The sequence below is a fragment of the Pseudomonas pseudonitroreducens genome (assembly GCF_021603645.1).
GTDB lineage: Bacteria > Pseudomonadota > Gammaproteobacteria > Pseudomonadales > Pseudomonadaceae > Pseudomonas > Pseudomonas pseudonitroreducens.
Map to the genome: position 1 here is coordinate 102,972 of NZ_BQHJ01000003.1, position 15,549 is coordinate 118,520.

The window sequence follows — 15,549 nt, forward strand, 5'->3', positions numbered from 1 at the left end:
GTCAGCTGCGCGGCGAGGTCTGGTTCAGCGCGCGGTCGAGATGGCGGGCGCCCTTGTCGGCCAGTTCGCCGTTGGGGAATTCGGCGAGCTGGCGGCGCAGGTAGGCGATGGCTTTTTCGCGATCCGGGTGCGGGTTGTCCGGCGCCATGTACATCAGCCCCAACTGGTACAGCGCCTTCTCGCGGATGTCCGGCGGGATGGCCGGATCGTTGGCGCCCAGCAGGTAGAGCTGCGCGGCCTCGTCGACGCGGTCCTTGAGCACGGCGCGGCGCGACAGCAGGGTCATGTCCGGGTCGAGGGTCGGCTTGTTGAGGTCGAGGTTGTACTGCGGTTGCCAGTCGGCCAGCAGTTGCTTGGCGGTCTTCTGCACCGGGTCCTTGGCACGCTGCTGGATGACCAGCTCACGGGCATCGGCATGCTGCGCGGCCTGAGTGCCGGGGAATTCGCGGTCGATGCGCTGGAAGTAGTCCATCGCCTTCCGGTCATCGCGCTGGTCGTTGTAGCGGCTCATGTAGATCAGGCCGATCTGGTACAGCGCGATGGCGCGCACCTCCGGGCCGTAGCGGGTGTTGTCGTAGCCGGTGAGGTAGAGCTGCTCGGCTTCGCTGCTCTTGCCATCGCGGATGGCCTGGGCGCTGTAGGTGAGCAGATCACCTTCCTCCTCGACGGCGGCAGTCATGCGCTTGTTCTTGAGCTGCTTGTACTCGGCCACTTCGCCGGTAGTGATCTGGGCGACGAACAGCGGCGTGGTGGGGGCGCAGGCGGCGAGCCAGGGCAGCAGCATGACGAGGGGTAGGGCATGGACGAAACGCATGGCAGCTCCTTTGCGCCAGGGCGAAGTCCACGTGAGTCTAGTGGCGGGCTACAGTACGGCCAAGACGGGCCGATACACTTCCCAACGGAGGATATGCCCATGCGAACCCTTTTCCTCGCGCTATTGGCGCTGAGTGTTACCGGCTGCACCAGTTGGTCGATGAACTATCACCTGAACAACGCCTACCGCGCCTACAAGAGCGGGGACTGCCAGCGGGTGCAACTGGAGCTCTCGGAAACCGAGCGCAAGGCCCGCGCCCGGCCGTGGATCCAGCCGGAAATCTCCATGCTGCGCGGGCAGTGCCTGGAGCGTGAGAAGTTCTACCTCGATGCGGCGCAGACCTACCAGTTCATCATCGCCCGCTACCCCACCAGCGAGTATGCTTACCGGGCCAAGGCGCGGCTGGAAACGCTGCGTCTGAATGGCCGGCTACCCGCCGATTCGCGCAGCTACCCCGTCACGCCCTGACCGGCGGTCGCGGGCCGACTTGAGCGGTGCCGATAGCTGGCTAATCTCTTGGGTGACTTCACGGAGGAGGTTCGAATGCGTGCCCTGTGGCTCTGCGCCTGGTGTTTCCCCCTGCTCGCCTCGGCGGATATCTACCGCTGGACCGACGCTCAGGGAAAGGTGCACTTCAGCGAAACACCACCGCCCGGGGCGCAACGTGTCGAGGTCAAGCCGCAGGTTGTCGAGCGTGACGCGGCTACCCGCGAGCGGGAGGAACGTACCCGCCGCTTCTACGACGCGCGTCGAGACGAAAGCAGCGCCGCCCAGAGCCGGGCGGCGGAGCAGCAGGCCAAGCTGGACCAGCAGTGCGCGAAGTGGCGCCATGACCTCGAGTCGATCAGTCATGGCGGGCGTTACTTCACGCAGGACGGCAGTGGTGAAAGGACTTACTACAGCGATGCACAGCTCGACGCCGCTCGTCAGGCGCTTGGCGCACGACTGGCGGAAGGTTGTCGTTAGGACTGGCCCTGCGGGGGCGGCATCGTCATACTGGACGATATTTCATAGCGAAACGCCATTATGCGTCATCAACGACATATCGAGCGCCATCAGCTGCCCTACTACCTGAAGGTGTTCAACAGCATCACCGACAAACCGATGGGTTACCTGGGCAACGTGTCGCTGGATGGGCTGCTCCTGATCAGCCAGCTGCCGATGCTGGTGGGTGGCCGCTTCGAAATGCGCCTGAAGATTCCCGGGCATGACGGCAAGTTGCAACTGATCGAGTTCGCCGCCACCTGCCAGTGGTGCCGCGAGGACGTCAATCCGGGCAACTACGACTCGGGCTTCAGCCTGGCGGCGGCGCCGACGGAGTACGTCGAACTGGTCGACGCGCTGCGCCGTTATTTCAGTTTTCGCCGGCAGGTGGAGTCGGTCTGAAGCGCAGGACGCGCTGACCGATCTGACCGGTAGAGCAGGACAGGATTCCCGCTGAAGCGACTGCAAGGCGTATACCGATGAGCCAGGCTTGCCACCTGCGCTGCGCTGCGCTGCGCTGCGCGCGTGCGGCAGCGCTGGCTTACAGCGCGCCGGCCTTTTTCCAGCCCAGGTAGCGACTGATCAGTTCCGGCCCCAGCTGGCTCGGCCGCGTATCGAGCACCGGCACGCCGTGGGCGGCGAGTTTCTCGTGGAGACCGGCGCGGGCATTCAGGTAATCCACCGCGCCGCAGTAGGCCAGGGCGTCTTCGAAACCTTCCACCGGCGCCTGGCGCAGGCGATCGAGCACCTCCTCGCGCAGGCTCGCGACGAGTACCCGGTGCTGGCGTCCGAGGCGTTTCACCGCGGCCACCAGTTCCTCGTCATCCTCGTCGCGCAGGTTGGTCACTATCACCACCAGTGCGCGGCGGCGCTGACGCGTGAGTACGGCTTGCACGGCGGCGGGGAAGTCCGCTGGACGCTGGCTGCTGCGCAGGTCGTAGACGCTGTTGAGCAGGGCGGTGAGCTGGGCGCTGCCCTTGGCCGGTGGCAGGTGGCGTGGCTGGTCGCCGGCGAAGGTCATCAGGCCCACCGCGTCGCCCTGGCGCAGGGCGACATAGGCCAGCAGCAGGCTGGCGTTGAGCGAGTGGTCGAAGTGCGAGAGGTCGCCATCGTGGCTGCGCATGCGCCGACCGCAGTCGAGCAGGAAGAGAATCTGCTGGTCGCGCTCGTCCTGGTATTCGCGGGCGATGGGCGTGCGCTTGCGCGCGGTGGCCTTCCAGTCGATCTGCCGCAGGGTGTCGCCATCGCGGAATTCTCGCAGCTGGTGGAAATCCAGGCCCAGGCCTCGGCGCTGCCCGGAGCGCACGCCGATGCGGTTGAGCCAGTGGTCCACGGCCATCAGTTCGGCGCCGTAGATGCGCGCGAAGTCCGGATAGACCCGGGTTTCGTCACGCTGCTCCAGGTAACGCCGGCCCTTCCACAGGCGCAACGGGCTGGATAGCTCGATCTCGCAGCGCGGGAAGACGAAATGCCCGCGGGACAGTGGGCGCACGCGATAACCCAGTTCGGTCTGTTCGCCCGGGTGCAGTTCGACGGTCTGCGGCAGGTATTCGAATGCCATGCCGGCGGGCAGGTGATCGAACACCGTGATGCGTTGCGGCTGGGCGTAGCGATGATGGAACTGCAGGCGCACTTCGCTCCAGCGGCCCAGCGGCAGGTTGCCGCTCAACTGGCGCTGCAGCTCCGGCGACGGCGTGCGGCGCAGCCAGAGGGCGTCGGCCAGCGCCAGCAGGATCAGCGCGCAGAGCGCCCCCCACCAGAGGCGGGCGAGCAGCTCCGACCCCGAGTCCAGAGCCGCGGCAGCGCCCAGGGCGATGGCGATCGCCAGCAGGACGCCGAGCAACGCGAGGAGCGCGCGCGATGGCTTCATACGCGCGGCGCCGGTACCTGGTCGAGCAGCTGTTGCAGCACCTGGTCCACCGACAGACCTTCGATCTCCAGTTCCGGCGACAGCCGCACGCGATGGCGCAGCACGGCCAGGGCGCTGCCCTTGACGTCATCCGGGATCACGAAGTCGCCGCTGCGCAGCAGCGCGCGTGCACGCGCGCAACGTACCAGGGCGATGGACGCACGCGGCCCGGCGCCCAGTGCCAGGCCCGGCCAGTTGCGGGTGGTGCGGGCAATGCGTACGGCATAGTCGAGCACCTGGTCGTCGATGGGCAGGTCGGCGGCGATCTTCTGCAGCGCCAGCACGTCCTTGTCCTTGAGCAGGGCGCGCATCGGCGCCACGTCGAGCATGTCGCTGCGCGCCGAGCGGGTGACCTGGCGCACCAGGGTCTGCTCCTCGGCCTCGAGCGGGTAGTCGATGCGCAGCTTGAGCATGAAGCGGTCGAGCTCGGCCTCGGGCAGCGGGTAGGTGCCTTCCTGCTCGATGGGGTTCTGCGTCGCCAGCACCATGAACGGCTGCGGCACCGGCAGGGCGCGGCCTTCGAGGGTGACCTGGCGCTCCTGCATCACCTCCAGCAGCGCGGCCTGGGTCTTGGCCGGGGCGCGGTTGATTTCGTCGGCCAGCAGCAGGTGGGTGAACACCGGGCCCTTGCGCAGCTTGAACTGCTCGGTGGCGAGGTCGTACACGGCGTGGCCGGTGACATCGCTGGGCATCAGGTCGGGAGTGAACTGGATGCGCGCGAAGCCACCGTCGAAGCAGCGGGCGAGGGCGCGCACCAGCAGGGTCTTGCCCAGGCCGGGAACGCCTTCGATGAGTACGTGGCCGCCGGCGAGCAGGGCCGTCAGCACGTCGTCGATCACGCTCTGCTGGCCGATCAGGGCCTTCTGCAGTTCGTGGCGCAACGCCTGGGCCAACTGGCTGGCGCGCTGGCGCTGGGCGGCGGCATTGGGGGCGGTGGTGCTGGAGGGTTCAGGCGTCTGTTCGCTCATAGGGCATTCCTGAGGCTTTGCAGGTGCGCGACCTGGCGGGTGAATTCGGCGACGGCCATGCGCTGTTGCGGATAGGGGCGCATGGCCTGGCTGATGGCGCTGACCGACATGCGCGTCATGCGGCCCAGAGCTTGCCATTGTTCGGCGACCGGCAGGCGGTCGAAGCCGGGCTGGCGCTGCCGCGCCCGGCGCATCACGTCACGTTGCAGGCCCTGCAACAGGGCGAGTTGGCCGCGCTGGCGGAGGATGAAGTCGGCACCGGCGCGCAGGTGTTCTTCCAGCTGGCGGCGGCTGCGATCCGGGTTGGGCTGTAGCGGGCCCTGACGCAGGCCGTTGCGCCAGAGCACCAGTACCAGCAGCAGGACGGCGGCCAGCAAGGCCTGTGGGAAGTAGCGCAGCAACAGGGTCATCAGGCTGGTGCCGTCGGCCCGGTAGACCATCGTGACCGCGCTGTCCTGGGCCAGGTACCAGAGCAGCCAGGCATTGTCGTAGGCGTCGAGCTCGCCGTTCTGCCAGATCCAGTTGTCGGTGAGCACGGTGATCAAACCCTGGCCCTGCTGCAGTTGCAGCAGGTGGGTGGAGTCGCTGCTGTTGGCCCAGGCGTAGGCGAGGTTCTTCGAGTCGAACAGGTGGTAGTCGGTGTCGAAGTCGATGTAGGCGGGGGCCTTCTCGTTTTCCAGGTAGAGCTTGGTCAGGTTCGGGTAGGGATCCGCTTCCGCGGCCTCGTTGTCGTGGGCGCCGCCAGCCTGGTCCGGATGTTCTTCTTCCACTTCCGGCTTGGCGGTGTCGCCCTGCGGCTGGTCGGCGGACGAACCTGCCGACTGGCCGTCGGACGCAGCGGCTTTTTCCCCGTCCTTGTCCTTCAGGTCGGCGCTGAGGAACTGCTGCACGCCCAACTGATCCAGCAGCTGATCACCGCTCTTGCCTTCGTCCTCGTCCCACAGGCTTTCCGCGGTGACGATCAGGTGACCACCGCGATTGGCCCAGTCGAGCAGGCGGGCGTTCTGCGCTGGCGTGACGTTTTCGCGGGTGCCCAGCAGGATCAGGGTCTGGCCTTTGCTCGGCAACTGGTCCAGCACTTCCATGCCGCGGGCACTGCTGACGCGGATACCGCGGCCACGCAGGTACATCTCGGCGGCGAGATAGGGATTGGCGCGAGCCTCCGGGGCGGCACCGTGCTCGATGGTCTCGGTGTAGGGCTCGAGGTTGCGGTACAGGTAATAGCCGATGCCACCCAGCACCAGCAGGACGAGCAGCACCAGCAGGGCAAGATTGCTGCGCTTCATGCCCGCACCTCGTGGCCGAACAGGTGGCGCCACTCATCGCACAACTGCTGCTTGAGCTCGGCTTGCGGTGTGCGGTGACCATAGGCGAGCGCCTGCCACTGCTGGGTCAGGCTGCGGGCAAAGTTGTCCAGCGGCGGGTCGTTGAGGTCGCTCACACGCTCGAGCACTTCGCCTTCGGTGGTCGATTCCCGCAGCGGCACGCGGAAGTCGTGCAGCAGGCGGCTGAGCAGGGCGCGATAGAGCAGGCCGAGCGCGGCGCGGGGCTGTTCGTCCCACAGGCGCTCGGCTTCGCTGGCGACATCGCTGGGCAGGGTTTCCGGCGCCAGTTCCAGCCCGAACAGCACGCTGGGCGCTTCGCGGCGCGGCTTCTGCGGCAGGCCGATGCGCCCGACGAACAGACGCAGCCATTCGCGGTAGCGCCAGATGACCAGGGCGATGACGGTGAACAGCAGGCCCCAGAGCAGCACTTCGATACCTTGTGCGGCGAACTTGAAGGCCTTCCAGTTGCCCAGCGCCTCGAAGAAGCTCTTCAGGCGCCTGGCCTCGTCCGGGTCTGTCGGCTTCTGCTCTTTCTGGTCTTCGTGCAGGCGCCAACGGGTGACCTTCTCGCTGTTCGTGAAGGGCGGCGCGGCGAGGATCTTTTCCGCTGCGCTGCGTGAGTCCTCGCTGTTGAGCTTCTGCTGGGTCAGGCGCGCACCCTGCGGGCCGTCCGGGTTCTGATCGGGCAGTGGGCAGCTTTGACTGGCCTTGCTCGCGGGGGCCGGCTCGGCTGCCAGCGCGTCGCTGCCGGGCAATAGGGCGAAGGCCCCGGCCACGACCAGCAGCAAGGCATAGGCGCTGCCGATCAGGCGCTGGCGCAGGCGGCGGAACACCAGTTCGATGTCCCAGGCTTCCAGCTCGGTGCGGCGGTTGAGGTAGAGGGTGAAACCACAGGCGACGTACACCGGTTCCCAGACGATCAGCAGCAGCGCGTAGATCAGGTTGCTGACGTGCTCCAGCCAGGCCCAGCCGCCCTGGGCAACACTGATCAGCGACTGCCATTTCCAGTCGTCCACCCATTGTTGCGGCAGCATCAGGTACATCAGTGCAGAGAAGCCCAGCCACAGCGCCAGTTCGAAATGCATGCCGACGATGGTCAGCCAGGTGGCGCCGCCGGCATTGCGCTGGCCGAGCACCACCAGACGCTGGCTGCGCGCCTGGCCCTTGAGGCCTTCGAGCTGCAGCACCGGCAGGTCGAAGCTGCGCGTCGGGCTCAGGCGGCGCCACAGCAGGCTGGGCAGCAGTTGCGTCTTCAGCAGGCCGGGGAAGGCCCGGAGCGCTTCCTTGAGTGTCGGTGTATCGCCGAACAGCGAGCGCGACAGGATGTACAGCGGCAGTCGCTCGAAGGCGGGCTTGAACCACCAGAAGATCAGCACCGCCCAGCTGGAGTAGTTCCACAGCAGCACGGAGAGCAGCACGAACACCGGCAGGGTGACGATCGCCCAACTGGCCATCAGCACACCGGCGTGCCGGCGTGCGAGCAGGATGCCCAGGTCCAGCGCCTCCCAGGCGCTGCGCGGACGGATGGCGACGCTGGCGTCAGTCAGGCGCATGACGGCTCCGTCCGGCAAACAGGAAATAGCTGCCCACCAGCAGCCAAAGGCAAGCGCCGACAAGGTACTTCACGGTCGCCGAGAACTGCGTCATGGAGGACCAGTAGCCTTCGACGAAGGCGGCGATCAGCAGCATCAGGATCACCCCGCCAATCAGCTGTACGGCGCGGGCGGCGGCCTGGCGCAGGGCCTCGAGGCGGCTCAGGCGGCCGGGCGAGAGCAGCGCCCAGCCGAGCTTGAGGCCGGCGCCACCGGAGAAAGTGATGGCGGTCAGCTCGAAGGCACCGTGGCCGATGACGAAGGACCAGAACGTCTCGATGTAGCCGACCTGGGTCAGATGGCCGGCGACGGTGCCGATCACTACGCCGTTGAACAGCAGGAAGAACAGGCTGCCGACGCACAGGAGCAGACCGCTGGCGAAGGTCTGAAAGGCGATGCCGATGTTGTTCATGATGTAGTGGCCGAACATCTGCCAGTCGTCGCCGGCGTCGCGCGTGCTCATGGGGCCCAGCCGCGTGGTGTCCGGCGAGTACATCGATTCCATCTCGGCAACCCGCTCCGGTGCCATGACGCTGTAGACCAGGTCGGGGAAGTGGTAGACCAGCACGCCCATCAGCAGCAGGCTGCCATAGAACAGTAGGCTGGCGATGGCAATGCAGCGCCACTCCTCGCGCACCAGGCGCGGGAAGCCGGCGACCAGGAAGCCGAGGATGCGTGCCCCCAGGTGGCTGCGATGGCGGTAGAACTGCTGGTGCCCGCGCATGGCGAGTTGCTGCAACTGGTCGATCAGGTGGCTGCTGTAGCCGCGTTCCTGGGCCAGGGCGAGTTGCTGGCAGATGCGCCGGTAGTCGGCAGCGAACTCCTCGGGCTTCTCGTTGGGTTCCTGGCGCTTGCCGCCTTCCAGTTGCTCCAGGCGCTTGGCGAAGCGTTTCCAGCTGCCCTGGTGGCGTTGTTCGAAGAAGGCCTGCTTCATGGGTGGCCCGTCCCGTTGCCCAGCAAACCGCTGGCGATCCGATTCAGGCGTGCCTCGGCTTGTTCAGGAGCGATGCCCAGTGGTTGCGCGAGGATTCCGGCCAGTTCCTCTCGGCGTGCGGCGGAAAGCTGCGTGCCGCGTTCGGCGAAGCTCATCAGGGCGCGCTGTTCTTCCAGGCTCAAGGGCCAGGGCGCAAGCTCGGGCGTGGTCTCCGGCACCTGCGGACGGCTCGGCGGCGGATCACGGTAGATCACCAGGGTTCCCGCGGCGAGATCGCCCAGGCGCTTGAACCCGGAGTTGGAAAGGCAGCTGAGCAGCCCGAGCGTGTAGCCGAACGGCAGGATATCGGCGAAGCGCAGCAGGTTGCGCAGCAGCGAGGCGGACCAGCCGATTGGCGTGCCGTCATCGTGCACCACGCGCAGGCCCATCATCTGCTTGCCGGGAGAGCGGCCCTGGTTGAGCACTTCGAAGAGCACCATGTACCACCAGGTCATGATGAAGGTGAGGATCAGCCCAAGGCCTGTGCCCAGCTCGCCAAGGAAGGCCAGCAGCATGAACAGCGCCACCATCAGCAGCACGCGAATACCCAGGTCGATCAGGTAGGCGAGGGCGCGGGGGACGACACCGGCAGGACGCAGCAGCAGGTCGATGCCTTCCGGGGTTTCCACGTGGTAGCGGGTATCCAGGACGGGCGCGTGGGAGGGGAAGTCTGCTGGGCTCAAGGGAAACCGCTGTCAATGGCTGAGGGCCAGATGCTAGCCAGCGCGGTGCGACGAGGCAACCGCGCTGGCAGGCTCAGGCCGATTTGATCATTTGGCCGGCGGCAGTACGCCGAAAATGCTGCGGTAGAGCACGCCGACGGAAATGATCGCCAGCGGCAGGGTCCAGACCATGCCGATGCCCAGCGGGATGGCACTTACCAGCATGATCAGAGCCAGCAGGAGGAACAGGCCGAAGATCTTGAACCAGTGCTGGGTGATGGCCTTTCGCGAGGCTTCCAGCGCCTGCCAGGGGCTCAGCTTGCGTTCCACCACCAGCGGAATCGCCAGGACGTAGGCGATGCTCAGGTAGATGCCAGGCAATACCAGCAGCAACATGCCGATATAGATCAGGACGGTCATGAGCAGGCCGGTGATCAGCAGCGGAACGAACTGGCCGAAATGGCTGAACATCTCGTTGAAGGAGATCGGCTGGCCGGCTGCGCGGCGGATGCCAAGCATGTTGATGCCGGCGAGGAAGGGATAGCCCACGGTGCCGGCGAGAATACCCACGACCATCTGCAGGGCGACAGCCCCGGTGCTGGGCTCGGCACCGGAAGTCGCATAGCCCACGCCAAACAGCATGCCCAGAACGAAGCTGACGGCCTGGACGACGACGCCATAGATGATGAAGCCGGCGATGATCAGGCCCTTGCTGCCGCTGACGCGCTGCCAGGCATCCTTGATCAGGCCATCGATGGAAAAGTCATAACCGCGGGCCAGGGCTTCCTCGATGCTTGGCACCGTGCCACTGGCAATTGGGTCCTGCAGGGAACTGGCAGGTGGTGCGAATGGATTGGGAGAGGTCTCGGTGCTCATCTGATTGCTCCAGTGGCGCTGGGTTGGGGCGCAGGAGTTTGCGGGGGCAGGCTAATGCTGCTTATAGGGACGCTTCTCGAATAATTCGTGGAAATTTCCGTAAAACCAGTCCTGGAGGCGGCGGTGCCTGGCCGCCTCCAGGCCCGTTCTCAGGCGTCGATGGGCAGCACGCCGAAAATGGTGCGGTAGAGCACGCCGATGGCGACGATCAGCCACGGCATCACCCAGATCAGCGCAATACCCAGGGTCAGAGTGCTGAGCATGAACAGCAGGCCGAACACCAGCAGCAGGCCGAAGACCTTGAACCAGTGCTGGGTGATGGCCTTGCGCGAGACTTCCAGGGCGGCCCACGGCGACAGGCCGCGCTCGACCACCAGCGGAATGGCGAGCATGTAGGCGATGCTCAGGTAGATGCCCGGCAGCACGAAGAGGAAATAGCCGATGCAGATCAGCACAGTGCTCAGCAGCACGCAGACCACTACCTGGAAGGTGCGGCCGAAGTGGCTGAAGACTTCGTTGAAGCGCAGCGGCTGGTCGGCCGCGCGGCGGATGCCGAGCATGTTCACCCCGGCCAGCAGCGGGTAGCACACGGCCGTGGCGACGAAGCTCAGGGCGATCGAGCCGATGAAGAACGCAACCAGCGCGCCCATCGCCATGCCGCCGGCGGCTTCGCTGTCACCGAGCAGGCCGATGCCGGCGATTCCGGCGACGCCGACCACGGTGAGGAACAGGCTGAGCACGTTGACCAGGGCGAAGATCGCCGCATAGAAGACCACGAAACCGCCGATGATCAGGCCCTTGGTGCCTTTGGTGCGGCGCCAGGATTCGCCCAGCAGGTCGCCGATGCTGAAGTTGTAGCCGCGCGTCAGCGCCTCGGCGATGGAGGGCACCGAGCCCTGGGCTGCGCCGGGTTCGAGATTGCTCAGCGGAGCGCTGTGGGGATTTTGTGCAGCGATGTCTTGCATGAGGAAAGTCCTTTCCAGTGTGGGGTCCTTGCGACATCCATCATAAAGGCGGGGGCTGGCTAGGTGCCAGCGAGGCGTTTTGGAAGTGTGGTCGGCAGCACTGTTAGACTGCGACGCACTCGCTTGCAGGCAAGGAAAAACAATGAACGCCAGCATCTTCTGGTACGACTATGAAACCACCGGCATCGACCCGCGCCGTGACCGCCCACTGCAGGTGGCTGGCATTCGCACGGACGAAGCACTCAACGAGATCGGTGAGTCGCTGAACCTCTATTGCCGGCCCAGTGACGACATCCTGCCGCACCCGGCCGCCTGCCTGATCACCGGCATTACCCCGGGACGCCTGGAAGAGCACGGCCTCGGCGAAGCCGAATTCATGACCCGACTGCACGCCGAACTGGCACAGCCGGGTACCTGCGTGGCGGGCTACAACACTCTGCGTTTCGACGACGAGGTCACGCGCTACAGCCTCTACCGCAACTTCTTCGATCCCTACGCCCGCGAGTGGCAGGGCGGCAACAGCCGCTGGGACCTCATCGACATGGTGCGCACCGCCTATGCCCTGCGCCCGGAAGGCATCGTCTGGCCCGAGCAGGAGGGCGTCGTCAGTCTCAAGCTCGAACGCCTCACTGCGGCCAACGGCATCGACCATGGGCAGGCGCACGATGCGCTGTCCGACGTGCGCGCCACCATCGCCCTGGCGCGGCTGGTGCGCGACCGCCAGCCCAAACTCTACGACTACCTGTATCGCCTGCGCGGCAAGCAGGGCGTGCTGGATCAGGTGCGCCTGCTGCAGCCGATGGTGCACATCTCCGGCATGTTTTCCGCTGCGCGACACTACCTGTCCGTGGTGCTGCCGCTGGCGTGGCATCCGCGCAATCGCAACGCCTTGATCGTCTGCGACCTGGGAGCCGATGTTTCGCCCTTGCTCGAACTGGATGCGGAAACCTTGCGCAAGCGCCTTTATACGCGTCGCGATGAGTTGGCCGAGGGTGAGTTGCCGGTGCCGCTGAAGCTGCTGCACATCAACAAGTGCCCGGTGGTGGCGCCGTTGTCCGTCTTGCGCCCGCAGGATCGTCAACGTACAGGCCTGGACCTCGACGCCTGCCTGGCGGCGGCGCGAAGACTGAATGAGGAGAAAGCGCTCTGGCAGGACAAACTCGCGCCCTTGTATGCCGAGGAAAGTTTCGCCGGCAGTGAAGATCCCGAGCAGCAGTTGTATGACGGATTTATCGGTGACCGTGATCGCAGATTGTGCGAACAGGTGCGCCAGGCTGATCCCGCACGTTTGGCGAAAGAGCAATGGCCATTCGATGATGTGCGACTTCCCGAACTGCTCTTCCGTTATCGGGCGCGCAATTTCCCGGAAACTTTGAGTGCCACGGAACAGCAACAATGGCTGGACTTTTGCCGTGCGCGCCTGAGTCAGGCCGAGTGCGGCGCGCCGAATACTCTGGATAACTTTGCCGCAGCAATGAGCGAGCAGCTGGTCAATGCCACGGCAGCCGGTCGTCTGGTGCTGCAAGAGTGGGATAAGTATGCGCAGGTGTTGCGCGCGCGCTATAGCCTGTAGCGCCGCGCGCTTTTCGCCAGGCAATAAAAAACGCCAGCGCGAAGCTGGCGTTTTTCATGTCCGCAAGGCTCAGCCCAGCAGTGTGGCCCAGCCTTCAACGGCCTCGGCGCCCCACTTGGCTTTCCATTCCTTGAGGGTCTTGTGGTTGCCGCCCTTGGTTTCGATGACTTCGCCAGTGTGCGGGTTCTTGTACTGCTTGACCTTGCGCGCGCGCTTGCTCCCGGTGGCTTTTGCGGCACGCGGCGATTTGCTCAGCTTCGCGTCCGGATCGAGCAGGGCGATAACGTCACGCAGGGACTTGCCATAGCTGGCCATCAGCGCGCGAAGTTTCTCTTCGAACTCAAGCTCTTTCTTCAGCTTGTCGTCCTGCTCCAAAGATTTCAGGCGCTCCTGAAGTTCCTTGATGGCTTCTTCGGTGGCGCGGTACTCGTTGATCAGCGACATGTTGGGTACCTTGTTCTGGGTCCAGCGGTGGCGGAAAGTTTGTAGCAGACATAATAGTCAGCGAAGTTGTTCAAGTAAATGCTCGGGTAAAGTTTTGTGAGTAATTGCCAAAGTATTTAAATAGTTCACTCGTCAGTATTAAACGGATGAACTCGCCAAGGTGCGCATCTGACTGTCGTCGGTGCCCCGCGGCAATGGCTGAACTTTTCCCCCCAAGCCGCTAGAATGGCGGCCTTCGCGATGTATCTGGAGTACACCCATGCGCACTTTCCGACTGGTGATCGCCTGCCCCGACGGGGTCGGCATCGTCGCCAAGGTGAGTAATTTCCTGGCCACTTACAACGGCTGGATCACCGAGGCCAGTCACCATTCCGACAACGACAACGGCTGGTTCTTCATGCGGCACGAGATTCGTGCCGATTCCCTGCCGTTCGACATCGACGGTTTCCGCCAGGCCTTCGCCCCGATTGCCCGCGAGTTCTCCATGGAGTGGCGGATCACCGACTCCTCGGTGAAGAAGCGCGTCGTGCTGATGGCCAGCCGCGAGTCGCACTGCCTGGCCGACCTGCTGCACCGCTGGCACAGTGGCGAGCTGGACTGCGAGATTCCCTGCGTGATTGCCAACCACGATGACCTGCGCAGCATGGTGGAGTGGCACGGCATTCCGTACTTCCATGTACCGGTGGACCCGAAGAACAAGCAGCCGGCCTTCGAGCAGGTCTCGCGCCTGATCGACGAGCACCAGGCCGACAACGTGGTGCTGGCGCGCTACATGCAGATCCTGCCACCGGACCTGTGCCAGAAGTATCGCCATCAGGTGATCAACATCCACCACAGCTTCCTGCCGTCCTTCGTCGGCGCCAAGCCCTACCACCAGGCCTCGCTGCGCGGTGTGAAGCTGATCGGCGCGACCTGCCACTACGTGACCGAGGAGCTGGACGCCGGCCCGATCATCGAGCAGGACGTGGTGCGCATCAGCCACCGCGACAACATCGAAGACCTGGTGCGCCTGGGCAAGGACGTGGAGAAGCTGGTGCTGGCCCGCGGCCTGCGCTACCACCTGGAAGACCGCGTGCTGGTGCACGACAACAAGACCGTGGTGTTCGACTGATCCACTGCGTCTGGTTCCAGACTGGGTACTCCGCATGCTCCCGCCGCCATTCCCGGCGGCGGGCGCTGCGCCCAACGGAGATGCTGCCATGAGCGACCCGAAGAACCCCGGCACGGCCACCCCGCCGCCCACCCTGGGCGAAGGCTGTACCAGCCGCTACGATCCCGAAGCGCTGAGCGAAGAGGATGGCACCGAGTTCCCTGGCGCCGCCGAGCTCTGGGATTCGCTCAAGCCTGAGCAGAAAGAAGACAAGCCTGCCAGCGACTGAGCCTCAGGCGCGTTCGCGCATGCCTATCAGCTTGCGCAGCAGAGGGCGTCCCGCCATGAGGGCGAACACCGGTGCGCCCATCACCAGGTAGAAGTAATAGGTCACCACGCGCCAGATCAGGATGGCCGCGGCCGCCGTGGACTTGCCCACCAGCGGGGCGAGCAGCGCAGCGCTGGTCAGCTCGGTACCACCAGCGCCACCCGGCAGTAGCGTGGCGAGGCCCGCCGCCAGTGATAGCAGCTGGATCAGGAAGGCCCAGGCCCAGTGCAGGTCCACGCCCAGCGCCTTGAGGGTGATGTAGAGCACCGAGAAGCGCAGGATCCAGTGGCAGCAGGTGAAGAAGAAGATCAACAGCAGCCGGCGCTTGGGTTGGCGCAGGCAGCTCACCAGAGTGTCGCGGAAGTGCAGGCATTTGCGGGCCCAGTGCAGGCGCGTACGCCGTTTCATCCCCAGGCGCTTGAGCAACCGGCCGTTGGCCTTGATCACCCGACGCTGGAAGCGGGCCAGCAGGACTACGCCGAAGAAAATTCCGCCCAACAGCACACCGCTGGTGATCAGCGAGGTTTCCAGGTTCGGGCTGACACTGTGCGACAGCGCCCAGACCAGTACGGCCGCCAAGGCGCAAAGAAAGAACAGCAGATCGCTCAACTGGTCCACGGCAAATATCGCGCTGCTGTGCGCCGGGCGCATGCCGTGGCGCGCCAGCAGCGCCATCAGCGTCAGCGGGCCGCCGGTGCCGCCGGGGGTCGCATAGAAAGCGAACTCCGAGGCCATGATGATGCCCACCGAGCGCACCTTGCCGATCTCGCCGGCGCGGCCATTGAGCAGCACGCGCAACTTCTGCGCGTTGATCAGCCAGCACAGGCAGATCATGCCGAACATGATTAGCAGCTTGTCGAGGGGGAAGGCCAGGACGTGCTCGAGCATTTCCCGGCCACCAATGGCGAGCGGGATCAGCGAGGCGCCGATGAGGCCGAGCAACAGCCACCAGGCGCGACTCAAGAGTGCGCCTCAGGTGGGTGGAGCAGAGCGAGCGAGGCGCGGCGGATAACCAGGGCCTCCTGTGGGAATCGAACTGTCATGCT

At 65.2% G+C, this 15,549-nt stretch carries 17 protein-coding genes; 6 read left to right on the plus strand and 11 right to left on the minus strand.

Annotation, left to right across the window (positions count from 1 at the left end):
* Nucleotide 1: 1 nt before the first annotated feature.
* Entirely contained in the window at nucleotides 2–814 is an 813-nt protein-coding gene (locus tag L6D89_RS08335) for an outer membrane protein assembly factor BamD (RefSeq protein WP_236172923.1), read from the minus strand.
* A gap of 99 nt (nucleotides 815–913) precedes the next feature.
* On the opposite strand from L6D89_RS08335, the gene L6D89_RS08340 reads away from it, so the two are divergent.
* The 3 genes from L6D89_RS08340 (at nucleotide 914) to L6D89_RS08350 (ending at nucleotide 2,200) form a co-directional block, all read left to right on the plus strand.
* Nucleotides 914–1,282, plus strand: a complete 369-nt coding sequence (locus L6D89_RS08340) for a hypothetical protein (RefSeq protein WP_236199343.1) — start codon at nucleotides 914–916, stop codon at nucleotides 1,280–1,282.
* Nucleotides 1,283–1,357: 75 nt separating this feature from the next.
* Nucleotides 1,358–1,780 (plus strand): DUF4124 domain-containing protein, encoded by a 423-nt coding sequence (locus L6D89_RS08345; RefSeq protein ID WP_236172921.1) that lies wholly within the window; start codon nucleotides 1,358–1,360, stop codon nucleotides 1,778–1,780.
* A gap of 60 nt (nucleotides 1,781–1,840) precedes the next feature.
* Nucleotides 1,841–2,200 carry a PilZ domain-containing protein gene (locus L6D89_RS08350; RefSeq protein ID WP_024762632.1) on the plus strand — a complete coding sequence of 120 codons (360 nt, stop codon included), beginning with the start codon at nucleotides 1,841–1,843 and terminating at the stop codon, nucleotides 2,198–2,200.
* A gap of 139 nt (nucleotides 2,201–2,339) precedes the next feature.
* Here the strand turns inward: L6D89_RS08350 and L6D89_RS08355 are convergent, their stop codons facing one another.
* The 8 genes from L6D89_RS08355 to L6D89_RS08390 form a co-directional block, all read right to left on the minus strand.
* On the minus strand, nucleotides 2,340–3,668 hold the full coding sequence (locus tag L6D89_RS08355; protein ID WP_236172919.1) for a DUF58 domain-containing protein: 1,329 nt from the start codon (nucleotides 3,666–3,668) through the stop codon (nucleotides 2,340–2,342).
* Nucleotides 3,665–4,675: an AAA family ATPase gene (locus tag L6D89_RS08360; RefSeq protein WP_236199344.1), complete on the minus strand. Its 1,011-nt coding sequence runs from the start codon at nucleotides 4,673–4,675 to the stop codon at nucleotides 3,665–3,667. The genes L6D89_RS08355 and L6D89_RS08360 overlap by 4 nt, the downstream gene beginning before the upstream one ends.
* A complete protein-coding gene (locus L6D89_RS08365; protein ID WP_236199345.1) occupies nucleotides 4,672–5,961 on the minus strand; it encodes a DUF4350 domain-containing protein in 1,290 nt (429 codons plus the stop codon). Before L6D89_RS08365 ends, L6D89_RS08360 begins: the two co-directional genes overlap by 4 nt.
* The gene (locus tag L6D89_RS08370) at nucleotides 5,958–7,553 is read right to left on the minus strand and encodes a DUF4129 domain-containing protein (protein ID WP_236199346.1); all 1,596 of its coding nucleotides are present in this window, start codon (nucleotides 7,551–7,553) and stop codon (nucleotides 5,958–5,960) included. Before L6D89_RS08370 ends, L6D89_RS08365 begins: the two co-directional genes overlap by 4 nt.
* Nucleotides 7,540–8,526, minus strand: coding sequence for a stage II sporulation protein M (locus tag L6D89_RS08375; protein WP_236172915.1), 987 nt, complete (start codon nucleotides 8,524–8,526; stop codon nucleotides 7,540–7,542). Before L6D89_RS08375 ends, L6D89_RS08370 begins: the two co-directional genes overlap by 14 nt.
* On the minus strand, nucleotides 8,523–9,194 hold the full coding sequence (locus L6D89_RS08380) for an RDD family protein (RefSeq protein WP_373874942.1): 672 nt from the start codon (nucleotides 9,192–9,194) through the stop codon (nucleotides 8,523–8,525). Before L6D89_RS08380 ends, L6D89_RS08375 begins: the two co-directional genes overlap by 4 nt.
* 141 nt (nucleotides 9,195–9,335) lie before the next feature.
* Nucleotides 9,336–10,103: a hypothetical protein gene (locus L6D89_RS08385; protein WP_236199348.1), complete on the minus strand. Its 768-nt coding sequence runs from the start codon at nucleotides 10,101–10,103 to the stop codon at nucleotides 9,336–9,338.
* Nucleotides 10,104–10,252: 149 nt separating this feature from the next.
* On the minus strand, nucleotides 10,253–11,068 hold the full coding sequence (locus tag L6D89_RS08390; protein WP_236199349.1) for a DUF975 family protein: 816 nt from the start codon (nucleotides 11,066–11,068) through the stop codon (nucleotides 10,253–10,255).
* A 142-nt stretch (nucleotides 11,069–11,210) separates the two neighbouring features.
* Between L6D89_RS08390 and sbcB the strand changes: the two genes are divergently transcribed.
* On the plus strand, nucleotides 11,211–12,641 hold the full coding sequence (gene sbcB, locus L6D89_RS08395) for an exodeoxyribonuclease I (RefSeq protein WP_236199350.1): 1,431 nt from the start codon (nucleotides 11,211–11,213) through the stop codon (nucleotides 12,639–12,641).
* Nucleotides 12,642–12,710: 69 nt separating this feature from the next.
* Here the strand turns inward: sbcB and mvaT are convergent, their stop codons facing one another.
* Nucleotides 12,711–13,085 (minus strand): histone-like nucleoid-structuring protein MvaT, encoded by a 375-nt coding sequence (gene mvaT / locus L6D89_RS08400; RefSeq protein WP_236172910.1) that lies wholly within the window; start codon nucleotides 13,083–13,085, stop codon nucleotides 12,711–12,713.
* A gap of 259 nt (nucleotides 13,086–13,344) precedes the next feature.
* Between mvaT and purU the strand changes: the two genes are divergently transcribed.
* Complete coding sequence (gene purU, locus L6D89_RS08405; protein WP_017519713.1) at nucleotides 13,345–14,196, plus strand: formyltetrahydrofolate deformylase; 852 nt, start codon at nucleotides 13,345–13,347, stop codon at nucleotides 14,194–14,196.
* Between the two features lie 88 nt (nucleotides 14,197–14,284).
* Nucleotides 14,285–14,464, plus strand: coding sequence for a hypothetical protein (locus tag L6D89_RS08410; protein WP_236199351.1), 180 nt, complete (start codon nucleotides 14,285–14,287; stop codon nucleotides 14,462–14,464).
* A gap of 3 nt (nucleotides 14,465–14,467) precedes the next feature.
* On the opposite strand, the gene L6D89_RS08415 is transcribed toward L6D89_RS08410, so the two are convergent.
* The gene (locus L6D89_RS08415; RefSeq protein ID WP_236199352.1) at nucleotides 14,468–15,466 is read right to left on the minus strand and encodes a glucosaminyl phosphatidylglycerol flippase; all 999 of its coding nucleotides are present in this window, start codon (nucleotides 15,464–15,466) and stop codon (nucleotides 14,468–14,470) included.
* Nucleotides 15,467–15,549: the final 83 nt, after the last annotated feature.

Excerpts from the sequence above, each read along its gene's own strand:
- L6D89_RS08335 (WP_236172923.1), bottom strand. The coding sequence starts at position 814 with ATGCGTTTCGTCCATGCCCTACCCCTCGTCATGCTGCTGCCCTGGCTC.
- L6D89_RS08410 (WP_236199351.1), top strand. The coding sequence starts at position 14,285 with ATGAGCGACCCGAAGAACCCCGGCACGGCCACCCCGCCGCCCACCCTG.
- L6D89_RS08345 (WP_236172921.1), top strand. The coding sequence starts at position 1,358 with ATGCGTGCCCTGTGGCTCTGCGCCTGGTGTTTCCCCCTGCTCGCCTCG.
- L6D89_RS08350 (WP_024762632.1), top strand. The coding sequence starts at position 1,841 with ATGCGTCATCAACGACATATCGAGCGCCATCAGCTGCCCTACTACCTG.
- L6D89_RS08375 (WP_236172915.1), bottom strand. The coding sequence starts at position 8,526 with ATGAAGCAGGCCTTCTTCGAACAACGCCACCAGGGCAGCTGGAAACGC.
- L6D89_RS08370 (WP_236199346.1), bottom strand. The coding sequence starts at position 7,553 with ATGCGCCTGACTGACGCCAGCGTCGCCATCCGTCCGCGCAGCGCCTGG.
- L6D89_RS08355 (WP_236172919.1), bottom strand. The coding sequence starts at position 3,668 with ATGAAGCCATCGCGCGCGCTCCTCGCGTTGCTCGGCGTCCTGCTGGCG.
- L6D89_RS08390 (WP_236199349.1), bottom strand. The coding sequence starts at position 11,068 with ATGCAAGACATCGCTGCACAAAATCCCCACAGCGCTCCGCTGAGCAAT.
- sbcB (WP_236199350.1), top strand. The coding sequence starts at position 11,211 with ATGAACGCCAGCATCTTCTGGTACGACTATGAAACCACCGGCATCGAC.
- purU (WP_017519713.1), top strand. The coding sequence starts at position 13,345 with ATGCGCACTTTCCGACTGGTGATCGCCTGCCCCGACGGGGTCGGCATC.
- L6D89_RS08360 (WP_236199344.1), bottom strand. The coding sequence starts at position 4,675 with ATGAGCGAACAGACGCCTGAACCCTCCAGCACCACCGCCCCCAATGCC.
- L6D89_RS08365 (WP_236199345.1), bottom strand. The coding sequence starts at position 5,961 with ATGAAGCGCAGCAATCTTGCCCTGCTGGTGCTGCTCGTCCTGCTGGTG.
- mvaT (WP_236172910.1), bottom strand. The coding sequence starts at position 13,085 with ATGTCGCTGATCAACGAGTACCGCGCCACCGAAGAAGCCATCAAGGAA.
- L6D89_RS08385 (WP_236199348.1), bottom strand. The coding sequence starts at position 10,103 with ATGAGCACCGAGACCTCTCCCAATCCATTCGCACCACCTGCCAGTTCC.
- L6D89_RS08340 (WP_236199343.1), top strand. The coding sequence starts at position 914 with ATGCGAACCCTTTTCCTCGCGCTATTGGCGCTGAGTGTTACCGGCTGC.